Genomic DNA, 20116 nt, shown 5'->3' with positions numbered 1-20116 from the left:
CTTGAACATGTTCAAAGAAGGAGTGTCGATGAGTAGTCGCGGGATCGAGACCAGGGAAAAGCTGGTGGAAACAGCATTGCGGCTCTTCCGCGACGAGGGCTTCGCAGCGACGACCATGCGCAAGATCGCAAATGAGGCAGAGGTCTCGCTCGGGAACGCCTACTACTACTTCGCCAGTAAAGACGAACTGGTTCACGAGCTGTATCTCGTCATCCAACGCGATCACCGCGCGCGGGCGCTTCCACTCCTTCGCGAAGGTGGGTCACTGACAGAAAATCTCAGGATTGTTCTGCACACCGGACTCGATGTCATGGGGCCCTATCACGGCTTCGGCAGCACGTTTCTGCACGTTGCCCTGCCCACCACATCACAGTCCAGCCCGTTCTCGGCCGAGTCGACCGATGCGAGATCGATGGCCGTCGATCTGATGCGTGAAGCACTGGCGGCGTCGAAGCAGAAGACGCCGGCGTCATTGGAGACCCAGCTCCCCACGCTCTTGTGGCTCAGCTATCTGGGCGTGACGCTGCACTGGGTCACCGACGCGTCTCCGGGGCAAACTCGTACCCGATCCCTCGTCGACGGCCTGGTACCGATCATCGCGAAAGCGCTCACCCTCGCCCGGCTGCCAGTGGCACGAGGTCTGGTCGGCGATGTCGCCGCCCTGATGACAAAAGTCGTTTCTGCAGAGGGGAACACAAAACCATGAAGACCGTTGTTGTCTGTGGTGCGTCGGGTTACGTAGGCCAACACCTCCTTCGAACGCTCGAATCCAACGGGGTCGACGTTCGGACGATCGGCCGGGGAGGAACGAGCGATGCCACGTGGTCCGACGAGCACGGCGTCGCCGATGTACTCAGCGGCACGGATCTGCTCGTCAACCTCGCCGGCCGCTCCGTGAGCTGCCGCTACAACAAGCGCAATGCCGACGACATCTTCTCCTCCCGAGTGGAAACGACTGCACTGTTGGGTCGTGCGCTGACCCGCACGCCGCAGCCACCCTCACTCTGGGCGAATGCCAGTACCGGCACGATCTACCGAGACGCACGAGATCGACCGATGGACGAGAAGAACGGAGAGCTGGGTAAGGGATTCTCCGTAGCGGTCGCGCGAGCGTGGGAACACGAATTGTTCTCAGCCCCAACGCCTGTTCGCAAAGTGGCACTTCGGATGTCGATCGTCCTCGGAGCCGGCGGTGGGGCGATCAATCCGTTCGTCAACCTCGCCCGAATGGGCTTCGGCGGACGAATGGGCGACGGCCGACAGATGTTCAGCTGGATTCACATCGCCGACGTCATTCGCGCGATCATCCACGTCTACGAGAATCCGGAGATCTCAGGCCCGGTCAATATCGCATCCCCGTATCCGGTAACCAACACCGACATGATGCGGATGGTACGAGCGAAACTTGGCCGACAATATGGGTTTCCGACGCCGGGCTGGATGATCGAGTTCGGCGCACGAATCATCCGCACCGAGGCTGAACTGGTAACGAAGAGTCGCTGGGTTTCACCAGGGGTGCTCGCGGACAGCGGCTTCCAGTATCAATTTCCGACGTTGGAGTCTGCGCTGAACCAGATCGCTCAAGAGACCCCGCGAGGGTTGCTTCCGGTTTCACTTGGCTGAAGTTCGGCTGCGATCGCAACCGCTCGCACAATATCCTGCTCGAGCAGATAGTGATTCAGTGCAATCGCAGCCTTTGATCCGGCAGCGGCGGCGGTGATCAACTGCGCCGGAGAATCCGACACATTCCCCGCGGCCCAGGCTCCAGGCACACTTGTGCTGCCTGCAGGATCAGTTACCACCCAACCATTTTCGTCGGCTTCACACCCCAGGTCAGTCAACAGATCGCCTCGCGGAACAAATTGTGGGCCGACAAACACTACGCTTCGCGGAATCACCTGACCGGAGGCCAGTTCGACGCCGTCCAATCGACCATCGCCAACCGAAACCCCGGCCACGTCACCTTCGACAATGCGAATCCCTCTGGCAGTCAGCCGCTCCCGTTCGGCTCCGGTCAGCTCGATACGGTTGGGAAAGAAGACGACATCCTCCGACCATTGGCGCACCAACGACGCCTGATGAATGGTGAACGGCCTGTTGTCACCACCGAGCACACCGATCGGGGAATCTCGAACCTCGTATCCGTGACAATAGGGGCAATGCAGAACATCGACTCCCCACCGATCGTGCAGCCCAGCGATGTTCGGCAGCTCGTCACGTAACCCCGTGGCCACCAGAACAGTCCGTGCCTCCAGCTGCGCGGTCGCATCGGTTTGCACAAGAAATCCACCGTCATCCGTGCGCTCGATTCGGATTGCGGTGCCAGTCGTCATTTCGCTGCCGTACTCGAGAACCTCCTTGCGGCCGGCCGCAAGTAATTGCGTAGGACTCTCACCATCCCGCGTCAGGTACCCGTGCAGGTGCTCGGAGACACCATTGCGCGGGTTACCTGCATCGACGATCATCACTCGCCGCCGAGCCCGAGCCAGAACAAGCGCGGCACTCAACCCCGCCGCACCGCCACCGACAATCACCACGTCGAACCTCATGTGCTCCCCCAGTCCGCAGATCGTCCCACCCGAGACGGTGGGCTATTCTGGCAATCTAGCAAATTTGTTTACCGGTTAACAAAGTTGAGGAATCGTGAACGAACCAACACTCCGCTCCCGTACCTGCAACCTCTGGGCCGAAAACAATCCCGACCTCGACACCTCGCCCATGGAAGTAGTCGCGCAACTCAAACGGATTACGGCGCTTCTCGAACTAGCAGTCGAACCGGTATACCAAACCGCGGATCTCACCGTGTCGGAAGTGGAACTGCTTGTGCCACTGCGATACGCCGAGGAACCGGTCACCGCGATTCGTCTCGCCGAACGCCTCGGTATGTCTCGGGCCGGGGTCAGCAAGGCACTCGCGCGACTCGAGAAGCGAGGACTCGTCTCCCGCACAAGCAATCCCGAAGACAGGCGATCTGCACTGATCACGATGACGGTCCAGGGAAACGCTGTCGTCGACGACGTCTTTCCTCGCGAACTCGCCGCTCACGGTGAATTGTTCACCCAACTCGGCCGGGACCGGGGGAAGGTCCTTGCCGCACTCGAGCGACTGGCAGTATCCATGGAAAGTGGGCTCGATCGGATGAGCGATGCCCGTTCGCGTACCTGAGTCGCCCAATTCCTGTATCGAACTGACGTCGGCGCACTAGATATCGACGACGAGGCGTGCGATGAGTGAGCTGGCTTCCTGGGAAGCGTCGCCGCCCTCGGTCAGATGACGCTGCGCCTCGGGAAGTTCGCGGCCATGATGTGCCATGGCCTGCGCATACAGGCGGCCGGCGCGGTACGACGAGCGAACCAACGGACCGGCCATGACGCCGGCGAAGCCCATCTCTTCTGCAGCCTTCGAGTGTGCGACGAACTCCTCGGGCTTGACCCACCGCTCGACGGGGTGGTGCCGGGGCGAGGGTCGCAGGTACTGGGTGATGGTGAGGATGTCGCAACCGGCGGCGTGGAGATCTGCCATCGCCTCGGTGACCTCTTCAGGGGTTTCGCCCATGCCGAGGATCAGGTTGGACTTGGTGACCAGTCCGTAGTCGCGTGCTGCGGTGATGACGTCGAGGCTGCGCTGGTACCGGAATGCCGGACGGATCCGCTTGAAGATGCGGGGGACGGTCTCGAGGTTGTGTGCGAGGACCTCGGGGCGTGAGGCGAAGACCTCGTCGAGCAGTTCGGGCTTGCCGTTGAAGTCCGGAACCAGGTTCTCGACGCCGGTGCCCGGGTTGAGTTCGTGGATCTTGCGGACGGTCTCGGCGTAGAGCCAGGCGCCGCCGTCGGGGAGGTCGTCGCGGGCGACGCCGGTGATCGTGGAGTACCGAAGGCCCATGGCCTGAACGCTTTCCGCGACGCGACGGGGCTCGTCGCGGTCGAGGGCTTCGGGCTTGCCGGTGTCGATCTGGCAGAAGTCGCAGCGGCGTGTGCACTGCTCACCACCGATCAGGAACGTGGCTTCGCGGTCTTCCCAACACTCGTAGATGTTGGGGCAGCCCGCTTCCTCGCAGACGGTGTGCAAACCTTCACGCTTGACCAGGCCCTCGAGCTCCGTGTACTCGGGGCCCATCTTTGCTCGGGTCTTGATCCAGTTGGGTTTGCGTTCGATGGGCGTCTCCGCGTTTCGGATCTCGAGACGGAGCAGCTTGCGCCCCTCCCCGGTGGTTCGATTGTCGTGCGTCACGACTTTCCTCCAAGCATTCGTTGGGTCTCTGTCATCGCGTGAGCACAAAAGATGCGGCAAGGTGACTGCCTTCCAAGGCTGCAACTGCGCGGGTGATCAATGGTGTCACCAAGGCCGACACATCGCCGAATCTATTTGTGCTCGAGAGCCATTCGCGTCTCTCATCGCACAGTTCGAGCACACGTGCAGCAACCTCGAGAAACCCCACCGAGTAGAACCACGGCAACACGCGTGTATCGACATCGAAGGTAACTGACCTTCGATACCGGGACAACAACTGCTCGAATGCCGGGTATCCGAAATGAACTGAAGGGCAACCCGATACAACGCTGCGAATTCCTCTCAAACCTGCCCAGAAAACGTAAGCGATACCAACGTCCAACAGCGGGTCACCGAAACCTACTCGACGCCAATCTGTCACTGCGCGCAATAGTGGGGAGTCGGCGAGGTCGAAAATCGTTCGATCCAGACGATATTCGCCGTGGAGCAAGCAGGGCTTCTGCGGCGCCGGCACCGATCGCGCGAGGGAATCGAGGAGCGCGTTCAACGCAGGCCTCACACTCAATTCGTGCCGAGCGAGCCTTATTCCAATCTCGGACAAGTAGTTGTGCAGTTCCCCGCACATCCCGGGGAGAGCACTCACACCGTTGAGGCCGACTTCGAGCGAATGAATCCCGGCAAGCGTGTCGGCAAATGAGTTCGCTACCAGGCTTCTCGCGCCGATCTCGACGTCGGCTAACTGAATGTCGGTCCGGAGAGATGATCCATGCACCCGTCGAGAGACGACCAATCCAGAGACTTCGTCCCGGTAGACAAGGAGAGGTACTGGAATGCTGCTCTTTTCGAGCATGTGCAGCGCAGTGGCCTCCGCTCGAATTCCTCGTGTTCCAAGACTGTCATCACTGCTCGACGAACAGCGCAAGATCCATGCTCCTTCACCGCTGGTCAAGGAGTAGGCCTGACCCGGCGGCGAACTGGAAACCTTGTTAGCACTGAATCGCGAGTACCGATCCAACTCGCCACAGTCGATCAGACGCCGTCGAATCTCACCGATATCGAATGGGAGTTGCATTCCCACCAGTTATCCCCATTCGGCATCGATTCGTCATTCGTGAAACCCGGACCGCTATCGATGAAGGCGCAATTCTCGTGACGCGACGACCATCCGATGAACCTCGTCAGCGCCGTCGATGAAACGCATGGTCCGAGCCTGCGCCCACAACATCGCCAGCGGATAGTCTTGCGTCATTCCGCCGGCGCCGTGCACTTGAATTGCCTTGTCGATCACCCAACCCACAGCATCCGGGGCAGCCACCTTGATAGCCGAAATTTCCGTACGCGCCTCACGCGCCCCAACTGTGTCGATCAACCACGCAGTCCGCAGAACGAACAACCGCAACTGATCGATCTTCACACGGGACTGCGCAATCCAATGCTGAATGATCCCCTGATCCGCCAAAGACCTACCAAAGGCCTCACGCTCGTTCGCCCGGCGGCACATCAACTCGATCGCACGCTCTGCCATCCCGATCATGCGCATGCAGTGATGAATGCGCCCCGGACCAAGCCTGGCCTGCGCCAACGCTTGCCCCCGACCACGCTCGCCGAGCATGTGGTCCTTGGGAACAAGCACGTCCTCGAAATGCACCTCCGCGTGACCGCCATGGGCACCGTGAGTGAAGCCGAACATCTTCAGCCCCCGGACAATACGCACGCCGGGAGTCTCACGCGGAATCAGAACCAAACTGTGGCGCGACCGCGGATCCGCATCAGGATCTGACACCCCCATCACGATCAACAACGCACAATCGCTGCTCATCGCGCCGGTCGACCACCACTTACGTCCATTGATCCTCCAACAATCACCCTCATCAGTGATTGAGCAGGTCAAGTTCGCGGGATCAGACGACGACACATCCGGCTCCGTCATGCAATACGCCGACCTGATGTCACCGTTCAACAACGGATCGAGCCACCGATGTTTCTGCGCCTCAGTCCCGAACAGCGTCAGCAACTCCATGTTCCCGGTATCGGGCGGGTTGCAGTTGAACGCTTCCGGCGCAACCTCAGGACTCCAACCCGTTACCTCGGCCAACGGTGCGTACTGCAGATTCGACAGTCCCGCACCACGCGGATCGTGCGGAAGAAACAAATTCCACAACCCCCGCGCCTTCGCGTGTTCCTTCAGCTCCGCCATCACCGCCGGACGCTCCCACTGCCGATCCCCAGCTTCCGGGTTGTCGTGGAAGAAATGCTCTGCAGGAAAAACGAACTCGTCCATGAATGCCGACGCGAGTTCCTTCAAATCAATAGTCTTCGCGTCGAACTCGAAGTCCATGTCACACACCTTCACCCTTCGTGGGCCGAGTACGACCGAGATCAGAAATTACTGTTTCACAACAATTTTCGGCTACGCAAGTGCCGAGAGCCCGCGCTCTGCCAAAGGAACGACCATCGAGCCGATGTCCTCGAAACCGTCGCCGACTGTTTCCCCATTGACGAAGCGAAGATGGATGCCTTCCAGAATCACTGCCATCTTGTAGAATGCGAAGCTCGAATACCACTGCAGCGCATCGGTATCGAACCCGGTACCTTGGGAATATCTTTCGACAAGGTCGTCGAACGAGGGGAAACCCTCATGCGCAGAGGGCGTCCCGGCAATCGGATTATCGATACCCGCCCATCCCGACCAGAACAGATGGACTAAACCCAAGTCTGTCAACGGATCACCCAGTGTTGACATCTCCCAATCCAGCACTCCGACAATGTCCGACGGGGCACCTAACCGAACAATCATGTTGTCGAATCGAAAGTCGCCGTGAACGATCGAGGTTGCAGACTGCCCCGGAATCGACGACGCGACCCGCGCCCCCAGTTTTTCCAACATCGGAAGATCGCGGGACTTCGACGACGCCAACTGCTTGCTCCATCGCCGTACCTGGCGCTCGAGGTAACCCTCCGGCCTACCGAAACCAGACAAACCCAGGCTACGAAAGTCTTGCGTGTGCAGTGCAGCCAGGCAATCGACGTAGCGATGCGCCAACTCGGAGCGATTGCCCTCGTCCACGGAAGCGAAGTCGTCATCGGTTCGCAACACCTGACCTTCGATCTTGTCCATGACGTAGAAACTTCCACCCGATGTCGCGTCGAACTCCTCGGAGAACACGATCCGCGGAACCGGGACAGCACTTTCCGCGAGGGCTCGCTGAACGGTCACTTCCCGACCCATGTCGTGAGCAGTCTCCAGACGGTGACCGATCGGCGGACGACGCAGAATCCATCTTCTCGACTTACTCGCCAACTCGAACGTCAGGTTGGATCGACCGCCTGCCAATAGTCGCACAGTCAGTTCCTCGCCCGTACCCAACTCGCCCATCTCGACCAACCTGGACCGAACCAAGTCGGCGTTGAACTGCTCGCTCTCCGCTATTGATTCAACCTCATTCATTACAACGTCCTCATCCCATAGTCCGTTTACTCGACGCCACAACGCACCACACCCGCACCGGCGGGCAGGTCGGGCCGAACCAAAACCTTCACGTGCTCTATCTCGTCACCCGCGGCCGGGCGCAGCGCAGAGAACACCTCACTCACCGCATCCAGCCCGGCAAAGCCCGTGACCATCAATCCCGGATCGAAACGACGCTCCACGATATGTTCGAAAGTTCGGGAAAACGCTTGGTACGTATGTTCTCCACGCCCCGGACCACCCACGAATTCCAAACTCACATTCTTGAGAATCCCGATTACGGGTCGAATCGACTCGTGCTCCATTGCCGATCCGACAATCACAATGCGTGTGAACGGTGGAACGACAGACATCAAGGAACCCAGTAGATTCCGCGCTCCGGATGCTTCGAAGACAAATACTTCGGTATCTGCCGGAATCATTCCTGCAAGTGTGCTCAGTGGATCCGAGTGCCTCGGATCGACTGCCACATCGGCCCCGTACGCCAAAGCCACAGTTCGTCGAAGTTCCGAAGGGTCGGATACGACGATGGGGTGAACGCCACGTTGCGCCAATTCGATGACTGCGCCGAGTCCCACAGGCCCGCAACCGGTCACCACTGCGGCGGCGCCGGCAACGATTCGTGAACGCAGCACGGCGTTAACACCAGTAGCGAGAGGTTCGGTCGCTGCAGCGGTAACCGGATCCACGTCCGGAGGGATGTGCAGGTGCCCTCCAGCCTGGATAACAACCCTTTCAGCCAGCCCTCCCGGCTTCGAATTGCAGTATCCGACTGTATGAGTCAATCCATCGTCGTCAACGACCCACGGCAGAACCACCAGACGGTCACCGACTGCGTAGTCGACCACTCCGGTTCCCAACTCGGTCACCGTTGCAGTGAACTCGTGTCCGAATACAACATCGTGCGCCGGATCGAACAGCGCTCCCGGCACGTCCGCCTCACGATGCGCAGCCAGGAAATCATCGGTGTGCTGCCAGGCCGAAAGATCACTGCCGCAGATCCCGGTGGCTATCGGCTCCACCAGAAGCTGATTCGGTCCCGGTGACGGCTCCGGAATGTCGGCAAGTATGACGTCTCCACCTCGAAGCACTGCTGCCCTCATCTGATGTCCTCACGTCGAGAAGTGCCTACGATTTTGTCGGCCATTGTTCGAGATACTTCTGTACGGACATCAGCGTGCGCAAGGCTTCGGCGCCGTCGAATGCCCTGTGGTCGAAGGTCAATCCGAGTCGTGCAATGGGCCTGATGGTGAGGAGCTCGGATTCACCGTCGACGCTCTTTCGCGCGACGGGGGTACGCACGATGGCTGGGAGACCGATCGAGGCAACTTGCGGACGAGTCAGGATCGGAGTCGAGACCACGCCGCCGACACTTCCCGAGTTGCTGATCGTAATTGTTCCGCCCGAAAGATCCTCCGGCTGCGCGGAACCCGAGAGTATCGCACTACTGGTCGCGACTATTGCGTCCGACAGTGCCTCCAGTTCGAGATTCTGCGCATCACGTATGACGGGGACGATCAGTCCGTCCGGAGTGTCCACGGCAATTCCCAGGTTGACAGTGTTCCATCGCACGAGGTGCTTGTCCGTGAACGTGGCATTGGCATCCGGGTGGTCTGCGAGCGCCCGGCACAGTGCGTGACCGACAAAGGGAAGGAAACTGAGTTTCCCTTCACCTCGAGCTGATCTCTCACGGTTGATCTTCGCTCGGGCTACTGAGACCGCAGTGAAATCGACATCAACCTGCGCCGTCAATTGAGGAGCCGTATTCCACGATTCTGTCAGATTCTTGGCGATTGCCCTACGCAGGCGAGTGTGTTCGATAGCCGTGTAGGTCACCGCCTCGTATCCGGCGGGAATCGCCACGGTGTCAGCATCTTCCGGTACTCGATCCCTGGCTCCCGGCATGAATTCGCACTTGCTCTCCAGCGACATATCAGTCGAGCCCGAATCGAGGCGGAGGCGTCGACTTCCTTCGGGCGGACGATTGACCGGAGAGAACCACGACGCAGCCAACACCAGTGAATCGTTGGGTGGGCGAGAACCCTCGGCGGCGACTGTCGGGGCCGCGCTCTCGAGAGCCCGATCCGGCGAAATCGGGAACGGACCCGATGTCGGCGCCGCCGGCGCGACATCTTCACCGACTGCATCTTCACCGGCAATGGCTTGCGCGACGGCTACCGGGTCGGCGTCGAGTGAGGCAAATCGAGCAATGACGTCACCGACAGGAACCTCCTGATCCACTGCGGCAACGTAGCTGATGAGGATTCCCGAAGTTGGCGAGTCGACTTCGGTGTCGACCTTGTCGGTCGACACCTCACAAAGCGGATCGCCCTCGGCGACCCTGTCCCCAGGCTTGAGCAGCCATTCGGTGAGCAACGCGAATTCCACCGACCCCATGTGGGGCATGTGGACGTCGAATAGTGTGAGCATGGTGAATGTCCTCGTAGTCGAGTAATTAGTCGCGAACCAGGTGACGGGCCGTCTCGATGATGTCGGAAACACTTGGGAAGCAATGATCTTCGAGGAACCGACTCGCCGGAATAGGCGCATCCACAGAACCGAGACGCGCGATCGGAGCGTGGAGCCAGTAGAAGCAACGCTCCTGGATGAGCGCAGCGATCTCGGCGCCAGGACCAGCGGTTCTCGGCGCCTCGTGAACGATCATCGCCCGCCCGGTCCGCATCACCGACGCGATGATCGTGTCGTGGTCCAGCGGAACCAGCGTCTGCAGGTCGACAACCTCGAGTTCGATACCCTCCGCAGCCAGCACGAGTGCTGCTTCGAGCGAGCGAGGCACCATACATCCATAGCTGATGACGGTTACTGTGTCGCCGCGCCGTGGAATCGATGCTTTACCCAAGGGCATTACGTACTCGGGATCGGTGAATACCTCACCCCGTTTGAAGTTGAGCTGCTTGCTCGGGTAGTACAGAACAGGATTTGGGTCCCGGATTGCGGCCTTGAGTAGGGCTTTCGCGTTGGCAGGATTGGACGGGACAACTGCTTTGAGTCCCGGAAAATGCATCGGTAGCATCTCCATCGAACCCGAATGTTCTGGTCCTGCACCACCGCTCGGCCCGATCGGCATGATGATCACAGCGGGAAGTTCGAATTGACCACCGTGCATATGGCGCCACTTACCCAGTTTCTGAAAGATCTCGTCCCCGGCGATCAAACTGAAGTCTGCAAACCCCAACTGAACGATCGGACGCATTCCGGTCATGGCGGCACCGGCAGCTGCACCCACCATGAATGCTTCGGTGATTCCGGTGTTTCGGATCCTGTCCAGGCCGAATTCCTCTACCAGGCCTCGGGTTCCGCCGAAGAACCCGCCTGAGGCAATGTCCTGCCCCATGAGAAACACCGAGGGGTCACGGCGCATCTCTTCGGCAATCGCCGCACCCTGTGCGGCCTCGTAGCTTTGCACCGTAGTTTCCGGAGCCGTGCGGTTGACAGACGTGTCGTCAGTGATAGTCATGCAAAAACGTCCTTCATGATAACGGAGGGGTCAGGCAAAGGAGCGGCTTCTGCCTCGGCGAGCGCTTCGGCAACTTCCGCACGTGCTGCGGCGACGATCTGGTCGGCCAGTGAAGCATCGAGTCGAGAACGCATGATGTCCAACGGATCTCGGTACGTCGACAAGAAATCTTCCGGGCGATACTTCTGCGCGTCGCCTTCCCAGTGTCCGCCGACCCGGGTGACGACTGCCTCGATCAACGACGGCCCCTGACCATCGCGCGCTCGATCGATCGCGGTCTGTGTCGCATGGTAGACAGCGACGGCGTCGTGACCGTCGACGCGAACTCCCGGAATCCCGTATGCAGACGCCCGTTCGGCGATAGTCCTTGTCGGACTTACAGACTCAAAAGAGGTGGTTACCGAGATTCCATTGTTCTCACAGAAGTAGACCAGCGGTAGTTTCCACCGCGATGCCTCGAGCAGAGTTTCATGGAAGGTGCCACGTGCCGCCGTTCCGTCGCCGAAGTCAGCCAGCGCAACTTGCCCGGTGCCTCTCATTTGCGCCGACAACGCCGCGCCTGCTGCCACCGGATACACCGATCCGAGCGTCGCCCCCTCCCCCATGATTCCGAGCGCCGGATCTGCCCAGTGAGGAACCCCGGCGCCTTTTCCGCCGGTAGAACCTGTCACTTTTCCAAGCAGGTCACCGATGATCGGCCCCATCGCCATCCCTTTGGCAAGCGGCCATGTGGCTCCTCTTCCCTGATAGAACAGATAGTCGTCGTCTCGCATGGCTGCCACCGCTCCAGCGACAGCACCTTCCTGCCCTTTGCCCGGATGCCAAAATCCGGCAAATCCGTGGTCCCGGATGTGAATCTGCACCGCGTCCTCGATCGCACGCGCACGGGCCATGACGGTGAAAATGTCGATCGCCAACCGTGGGTCGAGTGACTCCGGTTCCACTACTTCGGTCAGCTGTTCGCTTGTGTGCGTGGCCATTCCGATCTCCTTCTGACAGTCCGACATGCAAGTACGAGGTTCGCGCCTTTGACAACCCGGCATCGATTGCCATTCGTGTGGCTGCTGTCACATCACCATATGTGGATCAAGTGATTCAATCAAGTGCATTCTCTAAATCGACTGAGATCTACTCAGACATCACCGGGTCAGCAGGCCGGAAATCAGGCCGCGACATCGCGATATGATGGGGTCAACAAACCGAAAGGTTGCGGAAATGCCACGATCCAGTCCACGCGACGGCGCAGCAACTCGCCGTGCTCTGATCGACTCAGCGGCAAAGCTGTTCGCAGCAGAGGGAGTCGAGGCCGTCTCGATTCGAGCGATCAATGCCGAAGCCGGATTGGGAGCAGCGTCCGCGCACTATCATTTCGGATCCAAGGACGCGATCCTCGACGCCGTCCTCCTCGACTCCGGCGCCGAAGTGCTCGCGCACATTCATCGCCTGGCCAAGAACATGGTCGATTCCGACACCGTTCCGACAGCGAGGCAGATCGTCGATCTCCTGGCACTGCCGTATCGCCAGTTCCTCGATCAGGAACCTGACAAAGGTGTTCGATGGCTGACTATTTGTGGCCAACTCAGCCTCGCCAACGATCCTCGACTCTTCCCCGTCAAGGACGACACAGCAGAGTTGCTGCGCAAACTACTCGAACGCGCCTACCCCTCAGCCGACGACACCGCGATCGAACTGAACTGGTCACTCACCGTGAACACGCTGATCGTGATGGCGGCACGATGGTCGGACGCAAGCATCGAGGGATCTCGCGCGCTATCCAACGGTCGATTCGACACACTGGCGGATTTTGTCGCAGGCGGACTCGAGTCACTCATGGATCCAACCCGGACCTAGCTTTGTGGATGGATCTTCCCAGGTAGGGTTGCGGATCCACCACCCACAGAACGCGCCGTCTCCGTGCGCGCTTTTGCAATTTTCTCGGGAAAAATTTAGTGGATCACTTGACAGAATCAATCGATCCATTTTACTGTGCCTCACATCACAAAATGCTTCAGTGGGTCTGCACACTCGCCGCGCCGACTGTCCCGCTCACTGCCCCGTCTTCCCGTCAGAAAGATGCAGGAGCCACGATGACCGCTCCATCCACGGATAATCCTTCCTCGACTCCATCGGAGTCTTCCTCCGAAAACCCCACTCTCGCGATAGAAGGCGTGGGAAATCGATCAACCGCCGGCTGGGTCGGAATCCTCCTGATCCTCTGCCTTCTGTCCGAAGAAGTCGCATACGCGTTCAATCTGGTGACGCGTGCACTCCCCAGCATGGCCGGTTCATTCGAGACCTCGAACATCGCTTGGGTGTCAACACTGTTCACACTCTCCGGCGCTATCAGCGCACCGTTGATCGGCAAGCTCGCAGATCGAGACGGCAAGAAGAAATGGCTTCTGATCGCAACCGCCTGCATGGCAACAGGCTCGCTGATCGTCGCAATCGCGCCGACCTTTTCCGTAGTACTAGTCGGTCGTACCGTTGAAGGACTCGGTCTTGCAATCGTGCCGATAACCTACTCGCTGATGCGCGACATCTTCCCGAAGCGCATGCTGGCGATGGCGGTCAGCATGACAACCGCTGGAATTGGTGTCACCACGATCACCGGTCCTGTCATTGCCGGAGTTTTGATCGATAATTTCGGCTTCCGCGGAGTGTTCTTCGCATTGGCGCTCTTCCCTGTGCTCTTGGGTGCCTTGGTCATGCTCGTTGTTCCCGAGTCCCCGATCCGAGTGAAAACGTCCATCGACTGGGTTGGTGGGATCATGCTCGGGCTCTCGATCGCACTCCTCCTGTACTGCATCGGCGAAGGCGGAACGTGGGGCTGGACGTCGTGGAAGACACTTCTCTGCGCCATCGCCGCGGTGGCAATTTTCATCGGATGGGCTCGATACGAAAAGCGAATCGAGAACCCACTGATCGACATTGCGGTGCTGCGTGGTCGCGCTGTCGTGACGACACTGGTCGCGCAATTTACCGGCCAGGCCGTCATCGTTCTCCAATTCGTCTTGTTGTCCTTCATCGTTCAGACACCCATCGCCCTCGGCGTTACCTACGGGTTGGGGGAAAGCGCAAGCTACATGGCGCGGTTGACCACACCGGCCGGCGTGGCCACCGTCGCAATGGGGTTGCTTGTCGGCATAATCGCAGAACGTCGGGGCGCACGCCTGCCGAACTGGATCGGCTTCGCTTTGATGGCGATCGGCTCCGCATCACTCGCCCTCTCCCACAAGGAATTCTGGCCGATACTGTTGGGATACTTGGTATATGCATTCGGGGCCGGTCTGATCAGTGCGGCAATACCCAACCTGGTGATCGCCGCCGCGCCGGTTCGACTGCAGGCCGTCACAGCCTCGACGGTCAATGTGGTGGGATCCGTCGGCAGTGCTGTTGCTGTACAGATTGGTTTTGCCATCCTCGCCCTGAACATTGCAACGGTTGCCGACGGAACGCCTATTTACGCTGGAATTGGCTACACAACAGTCTATTTCGTTGCAGCAGGTCTGGCGATAGTCGGACTCGCCGCGACTCTCCTCATGCCGCACGGCCGAAAGCCCCAGTCTGTGGAAGCACTGACCTGATCTGAATCGACTACCTGAGAATTATCGTGACCTCACACTATGACGTCGTTGTCCTCGGAGCCGGCCCCGGTGGGTACGTCGCTGCTATCCGCGCGGCACAACTGGGCCTGAGCACCGCCATCATCGAGCAGAAGTACTGGGGCGGTGTATGCCTGAATGTCGGCTGCATTCCGTCCAAGGCGCTTCTCCGTAACGCCGAACTCGCGCACATCTTCACGAAAGAAGCGAAGACGTTCGGCATGTCCGGAGACGTGTCCTTCGATTTCGGCTCCGCTTTCGATCGCAGCCGCAAGGTCGCGGACGGGCGAGTCAAGGGCATTCACTTCTTGATGAAGAAGAACAAGATCCCGGAGTACGACGGCAAGGGCACGTTCGTCGACGCCAACACCATCAGCGTGGAGCTGAGCAAGGGTGGCACCGAGACGATCACGTTCGACAACGCCATCATCGCGACCGGTTCGTACACCAAGCTGCTGCCCGGCACCTCGCTGAGCGAGAACGTCGTGACCTACGAAGAGCAGATCCTCACCCGTGACCTTCCGGGTTCGATCCTCATCGTCGGTGCCGGCGCGATCGGCATGGAGTTCGGTTACGTCCTCCAGAACTACGGCGTCGACGTCACGATCGTCGAGTTCCTCGATCGGGCACTGCCCAACGAGGACGCCGACGTCTCGAAGGAAATCGCCAAGCAGTACAAGAAGCTCGGCGTCACCATCAAGACCGGTGCCGCTGTGCAGTCCATCAGCGACGACGGCAGCAAGGTCACCGTCTCGATCAAGGACAACAAGTCCGGCGAGATCGAGACCGTGGTCGTCGACAAGGTTCTGCAGTCCGTCGGCTTCGCACCGCGCGTGGAGGGCTTCGGTCTCGAGAACACCGGGGTCGCGTTGACCGATCGCGGCGCCATCGCGATCGACGACTACATGCGCACCAACGTCCCGCACATCTTCGCCATCGGTGACGTCACCGCCAAACTGCAGCTCGCGCACGTCGCAGAAGCTCAGGCTGTCGTCGCTGCCGAGACCATCGGCGGCGCGGAGACGCAGACACTCGGTGACTACCGGATGATGCCGCGTGCGACGTTCTGCCAGCCGCAGGTCGCCTCGTTCGGTTTGACCGAGGAGCAGGCCAAGGCCGAGGGCTACGACGTCAAGGTCGCGAACTTCCCGTTCGCTGCCAACGGCAAGGCACACGGTCTCGGTGACCCGACCGGTTTCGTCAAGCTGATCGCCGACAAGAAGTACGGCGAACTGCTCGGCGGGCACCTCATCGGACCGGACGTTTCGGAACTGCTGCCCGAGCTGACCTTGGCCCAGAAGTGGGACCTCACGGTCAACGAGTTGGCACGCAACGTCCACACCCACCCCACACTCAGTGAGGCACTGCAGGAAGCGATCCACGGCCTCGCCGGCCACATGATCAACCTCTGAAGAACTCCGATCGATCAGAAAGTAGCAGACCTCAGTGACATCTACTGGCAGTACTGAAATCCACGCACTCCCAGCCACCGATCCACCCCGAGACTCCAATCCCTGGGTCGCCATGACCGCGATCGCACTCGGCGTTCTCATCGTTTCGCTCGACGGCACGATAACGGCAGTGGCCAATCCGGTTCTTGTCGTCGATCTAGGCGCGAGGCTCTCTGGTTTGCAATGGATTACCAACATTTATCTGCTCGCGATGGCGGCAACGCTCGTTCTCGCGGGAAGGTTGGGCGATCGCTTCGGACGACGATCTGTGTTCCTTTCAGGGATCGTCGGTTTCGGGCTGGCATCAGCGGGAATTGCCTTGGCGCACAGTGTAGAAATGGTGATCTTCTCGAGACTCGGCCAGGGAATTTTCGGCGCACTGATAGTCACCAACGCTCTGGCATTGCTTCGGTCCCTCTTCTCCGAGGCAGCACTTCCGAAGGCGCTTGCGGTCTTCGCATCGCTGATCGGCGCTTCATCCGCCGCCGGCCCCCTGATCGGCGGATTGCTGATCGAGCACACCAGCTGGCGATGGGCCTTCTTGATCAACGTCCCCGTTGCGGCGATTTCCCTCGCTACAGGATTGTTTCTGCTCCCCAAGGGCCGGGTCGTACGGACTGTAAAGTTCGACGTCCCGGGTTCGATCTTGCTGACGAGTTCACTCCTCGCCATAACCTATGGACTTATAAAAGCCCCCGAAAGTGGTTGGACTGATTGGCATGTCATCGGGTGGCTGGTCGGTGGAACCGTCACTGGTTTGGCCTTCGTAGAAGCGGAGCGACGCGCATCGGATCCTTTGGTGCCGCTTCGGCTATTCGCTGACCGGTCAATCACACTCGGAGTCATCCTGACAATCATCTCCTTCTTTGCGCTTGTCGGCTCACTGTTCTTCATTCTCTTGTTCTTGCAACAGATCAACGGTGACTCCCCCATGGCCGCTGGACTCCACATCCTCCCGATGAGTATCGCGAATGTAATCGCTTCGAGCAGTTGCGGTTGGATCATCAAACGGTACGGCGCACGTCCGCCCTTGTTTATGGGAATGTTGCTCAGCGCAGTGGGATTCCTACTGTTCACCACCATCGAACCACACGGAAGCTACCTTTCTCTGGCCATTCCGTTTGTGGTACTGGGCCTGGGAATCGGGTTTGTGATGACTGCGTCAGTCCAAGCGATCCTAGGGAATGCGAACGTCGCAGACGCCGGACCTGCCGCGGGCGTCCATCAGACCTCACTTCAAGTTGGCGGTATCCTCGGAACTTCAGTGCTCGGAGCCGTGATGGCGGCGGCATCCGCAGCAAAGTTCCACGAAACACTACTGGGCAACGTCATTCCCGACTTCATAGTCGATCGAGTCTCGGAAGATGCGGTTCGCGCCGTCGCCCAGGGCACCACACCAGTCGTGACAGAAATTGACCCGGCTCTTTCCCTCACACTGCGATCAGCGACAGAGACTGCATTCATGTATGGGCTGCAGACGACGATGTGGGTGGGCGCCATCGTCTCCCTGATTGGCGCGTTCGTCTCGATCGGAATCAGAAGAGGGCGAGTCACGAAAACAGCCACTCACATCCACTGAACGGATCACTCCTGCTCTCCGGTCCGCCCGCCGTACGTCGCAATCTTGTACTCCGTCGCAGCCAAAGACAACGTGAGCTCCTTGATCTGCCGACGAACGGTGTCCCGGTGTTCGAGCAGCATGTCGAGCCTCTCCGGAACTGTCCCTTCACCGGCGTCGACCAGTTCGACGTAGTGCTGCAGGTCGCGAATCGCCATACCCGAGATGCGCATGCGGGTCAGAAACACCAGCCTGCGAACAGATTCCGGACCGTACACACGATGTCCGCTCGAGTCACGATCGACCTCGACCAGACCGATCTTCTCGTAGTAGCGCAGCGTATGTGCCGAGGCATCCAGCAGGTCCGCGACTTCGGCGATCGACATCGGCTCCTGAACGTCTCCTGCATCGACGAGTCGGTGAATCACCTCGATCGACATGGGCCCGTCCACTTCCCCAAGTGCCTCGAGTGCCTTACGCATCAAGTCTTCGGTAGCCATGTTTCTCAGCCTAGAACGGACGGACGGGTCCGGCAGCATCCGCGAAGTCGGCACTGCGAGCCAGGTCGGCCCAGACGCATACCTCGGCGAGATTCTTCCGATACGACGCGGAGACACGCTCCACGGCTTCCTTTCCGAGTGGCAGACGAAGTGGCACTTTCTCGCTGTGCACAAGCGAGGTGATGATCTCTGCTGCCTTCTCCGGATCACCCTCCTGAACACCGTCTACGGCCGCCATGTCCCGCAGAACGGGATCCAGCAAATCACGGTAGTCCGATGATGATTCGGCGAAGCTCAGAACGCCAGGCGTGTTGAATGCCGTACGGAATCGGCTGGGCTCGACGATCATCACCCGAACGCCGAACTGCGCGACCTCACCGGCGAGAGCCTCCGACCAACCCTCGAGAGCGAACTTCGACGCCGAGTACGCCCCGACACCGGGAAACGACATACGGCCGCCTTGACTGCTCATCTGCACGATCGTCCCGCTGCCCTGCACTCGCATCGACGGGAGGACGGCGCGCACCATCGCGGCGGGTCCGATCAGGTGCAGTTCCATGAGATCCCGCAAGGTCGAATCGTCCACCATCTCCGCCGCGCCGACCATCCCACGACCGGCATTGTTGACCAGCACGTCGATGCGACCGAAACGCTCGAGCGCATATTCGACGACGCCCGGAGCCGCTGCGGTGTCTCTGACGTCGAACGTCACCGCCGAGAACTGATCCGGATTCGCCGACGCAATATCTGCAACGGACTCGGGACGACGAACTGCAGCGACTACCGCGTCCCCCGATCGAAGTGCAGACAGTGCGAGTTCACGGCCGAAACCCTGAGAAACTCCGGTGATGATCCAGGTCTTTGTTGTCATGGTCGGCAACGCTAGGGGTTAGAGCGCGCTCCAACGCAAGCGTTGCTTCTACTGACGCACTACACGCCGGCCCAGAGCGGTCGTTCCCCGCGAAGGAAACCGTCGACGCCGGCTTTGAAGTCGTCACTGCTGTAGATCATGCTCATCAGATCATCGTTGTCGGCAATCACTCGGGTTCTGATGCGTCGCAGGGACTCCCGAATAGTCCAGACGGTCATCGGGGCGGCGGCAAGTAGATCGCGAGATACCTGGGCAGTCAGGCTCGCGAACTCGGTCTCTGTTGCACAGTCGCTGAGGAAGCCGTTCCGCAGAGCCTCGTCGCTCGACATGACCCCCGCCCGAGCCACCAACGACATCAGACGCGAACTGCCGATCCTGTCCGCCAGCAACGCCACGGAATGGACCGACAACGAGTTTCCGAGCGTGCGCGCGATCGGGAGGCAGAAGCGGGACCCGTGCGTCGCGATCCGCACATCGCACGCTGCCGCTAACAACAGCCCGGCTCCCGCGCACACACCGTCGATGACCGCCAGCGTGGGAACCCGCACTCTCTCGAGTTCGGTCAGCACGCCGACGAACCGGCTTTCGTAGTCGAGCCCGTCGTGAAAACTCGAGAAGGTCTGAAAATGGCGTATGTCGGAACCCGCCGAGAACGCCTCTCCCCCAGCACCTCGGAGAGTGAGTAACCGAATCTCGCGGTCGGAGTCGGCGCGCCGGCAGGCTCCGGCAATGGCGTCGTACATCTGCGGGGTCAATGCGTTGCGCTTTTCCGGCCGGTTGAACACGACGTCGAGGGTCTCGCCACGACGGATGATCAAGATTTCTTCGTGCGTTTCAGTCATGACACTCACGTTATTTCCGGTAGAGAAAAGTCGAAACACATTGCACTTGAATATCTTTGCGAATTCTCGATGCAAAGTTGCAGATAGTGCGAACGGAGAAGCGTCGACGAGGCCA

Annotated in this window: 19 protein-coding genes; 7 read left to right on the top strand and 12 right to left on the bottom strand. The window is 59.7% G+C overall.

Annotated features, from left to right (window positions below; translation table 11 throughout):
- Positions 1-28 precede the first annotated feature (28 nt).
- Together YH3_RS16765 and YH3_RS16760 are read left to right on the top strand one after the other, a co-directional pair.
- Positions 29-706: a TetR family transcriptional regulator gene (locus YH3_RS16765; RefSeq protein WP_007731336.1), complete on the top strand. Its 678-nt coding sequence runs from the start codon at positions 29-31 to the stop codon at positions 704-706.
- Complete coding sequence (locus YH3_RS16760; protein WP_007731335.1) at positions 703-1623, top strand: TIGR01777 family oxidoreductase; 921 nt, start codon at positions 703-705, stop codon at positions 1621-1623. The genes YH3_RS16765 and YH3_RS16760 overlap by 4 nt, the downstream gene beginning before the upstream one ends.
- Here YH3_RS16760 and YH3_RS16755 read toward each other — a convergent pair.
- Positions 1581-2549, bottom strand: coding sequence for an NAD(P)/FAD-dependent oxidoreductase (locus YH3_RS16755; RefSeq protein ID WP_007731334.1), 969 nt, complete (start codon positions 2547-2549; stop codon positions 1581-1583). The two genes, YH3_RS16760 and YH3_RS16755, sit on opposite strands and share 43 nt — an antisense overlap.
- Positions 2550-2643: 94 nt before the next feature.
- Here YH3_RS16755 and YH3_RS16750 point away from each other — a divergent pair, with 94 nt between their 5' ends.
- A complete protein-coding gene (locus tag YH3_RS16750) occupies positions 2644-3165 on the top strand; it encodes a MarR family winged helix-turn-helix transcriptional regulator (RefSeq protein ID WP_007731333.1) in 522 nt (173 codons plus the stop codon).
- 36 nt (positions 3166-3201) lie between these two features.
- Here the strand turns inward: YH3_RS16750 and lipA are convergent, their stop codons facing one another.
- The 8 genes from lipA to YH3_RS16710 form a co-directional block, all read right to left on the bottom strand.
- Positions 3202-4230: a lipoyl synthase gene (gene lipA, locus YH3_RS16745; protein WP_064443745.1), complete on the bottom strand. Its 1029-nt coding sequence runs from the start codon at positions 4228-4230 to the stop codon at positions 3202-3204.
- Between the two features lie 31 nt (positions 4231-4261).
- On the bottom strand, positions 4262-5302 hold the full coding sequence (locus YH3_RS16740; RefSeq protein ID WP_030538057.1) for a phosphotransferase family protein: 1041 nt from the start codon (positions 5300-5302) through the stop codon (positions 4262-4264).
- Positions 5303-5356: 54 nt separating this feature from the next.
- Positions 5357-6568, bottom strand: a complete 1212-nt coding sequence (locus YH3_RS16735) for an acyl-CoA dehydrogenase family protein (protein ID WP_030538056.1) — start codon at positions 6566-6568, stop codon at positions 5357-5359.
- 72 nt (positions 6569-6640) lie between these two features.
- On the bottom strand, positions 6641-7678 hold the full coding sequence (locus YH3_RS16730) for a phosphotransferase family protein (RefSeq protein WP_007735421.1): 1038 nt from the start codon (positions 7676-7678) through the stop codon (positions 6641-6643).
- 26 nt (positions 7679-7704) lie between these two features.
- The gene (locus YH3_RS16725; RefSeq protein ID WP_007735420.1) at positions 7705-8802 is read right to left on the bottom strand and encodes an alcohol dehydrogenase catalytic domain-containing protein; all 1098 of its coding nucleotides are present in this window, start codon (positions 8800-8802) and stop codon (positions 7705-7707) included.
- Between the two features lie 25 nt (positions 8803-8827).
- Entirely contained in the window at positions 8828-10129 is a 1302-nt protein-coding gene (locus tag YH3_RS16720; RefSeq protein WP_007735419.1) for a dihydrolipoamide acetyltransferase family protein, read from the bottom strand.
- A gap of 25 nt (positions 10130-10154) precedes the next feature.
- Entirely contained in the window at positions 10155-11177 is a 1023-nt protein-coding gene (locus YH3_RS16715; RefSeq protein WP_007735418.1) for an alpha-ketoacid dehydrogenase subunit beta, read from the bottom strand.
- Positions 11174-12157: a thiamine pyrophosphate-dependent dehydrogenase E1 component subunit alpha gene (locus YH3_RS16710; protein ID WP_064444214.1), complete on the bottom strand. Its 984-nt coding sequence runs from the start codon at positions 12155-12157 to the stop codon at positions 11174-11176. Before YH3_RS16710 ends, YH3_RS16715 begins: the two co-directional genes overlap by 4 nt.
- 235 nt (positions 12158-12392) lie before the next feature.
- Between YH3_RS16710 and YH3_RS16705 the strand changes: the two genes are divergently transcribed.
- The 4 genes from YH3_RS16705 to YH3_RS16690 all read left to right on the top strand — a co-directional run bounded on the left by YH3_RS16705 (position 12393) and on the right by YH3_RS16690 (position 17809).
- The gene (locus YH3_RS16705) at positions 12393-13028 is read left to right on the top strand and encodes a TetR/AcrR family transcriptional regulator (RefSeq protein WP_037127430.1); all 636 of its coding nucleotides are present in this window, start codon (positions 12393-12395) and stop codon (positions 13026-13028) included.
- 236 nt (positions 13029-13264) lie between these two features.
- Positions 13265-14761: an MFS transporter gene (locus tag YH3_RS16700; RefSeq protein ID WP_238592630.1), complete on the top strand. Its 1497-nt coding sequence runs from the start codon at positions 13265-13267 to the stop codon at positions 14759-14761.
- Positions 14762-14787: 26 nt separating this feature from the next.
- Positions 14788-16191 carry a dihydrolipoyl dehydrogenase gene (gene lpdA / locus YH3_RS16695; protein ID WP_064443743.1) on the top strand — a complete coding sequence of 468 codons (1404 nt, stop codon included), beginning with the start codon at positions 14788-14790 and terminating at the stop codon, positions 16189-16191.
- A 112-nt stretch (positions 16192-16303) separates the two neighbouring features.
- A complete protein-coding gene (locus tag YH3_RS16690) occupies positions 16304-17809 on the top strand; it encodes an MFS transporter (RefSeq protein WP_064443742.1) in 1506 nt (501 codons plus the stop codon).
- 5 nt (positions 17810-17814) lie between these two features.
- Here the strand turns inward: YH3_RS16690 and YH3_RS16685 are convergent, their stop codons facing one another.
- Genes YH3_RS16685 through YH3_RS16675 form a run of 3 tightly spaced genes read right to left on the bottom strand, consistent with a single transcriptional unit; the run spans position 17815 to position 20001 of the window.
- Positions 17815-18288, bottom strand: a complete 474-nt coding sequence (locus YH3_RS16685; protein ID WP_007732581.1) for a MerR family transcriptional regulator — start codon at positions 18286-18288, stop codon at positions 17815-17817.
- A 10-nt stretch (positions 18289-18298) separates the two neighbouring features.
- Positions 18299-19159, bottom strand: coding sequence for an SDR family NAD(P)-dependent oxidoreductase (locus YH3_RS16680; RefSeq protein WP_064443741.1), 861 nt, complete (start codon positions 19157-19159; stop codon positions 18299-18301).
- Positions 19160-19218: 59 nt separating this feature from the next.
- Positions 19219-20001, bottom strand: a complete 783-nt coding sequence (locus YH3_RS16675; protein WP_030538049.1) for an enoyl-CoA hydratase — start codon at positions 19999-20001, stop codon at positions 19219-19221.
- Positions 20002-20116 lie beyond the last annotated feature (115 nt).

The sequence above is a fragment of the Rhodococcus sp. YH3-3 genome (assembly GCF_001653035.1).
In the GTDB taxonomy this organism is placed as follows: Bacteria; Actinomycetota; Actinomycetes; order Mycobacteriales; family Mycobacteriaceae; genus Rhodococcus_F; species Rhodococcus_F qingshengii.
Note: the sequence above shows the minus strand (reverse complement) of the source record. Positions and strands in the feature narration are given on the sequence as shown.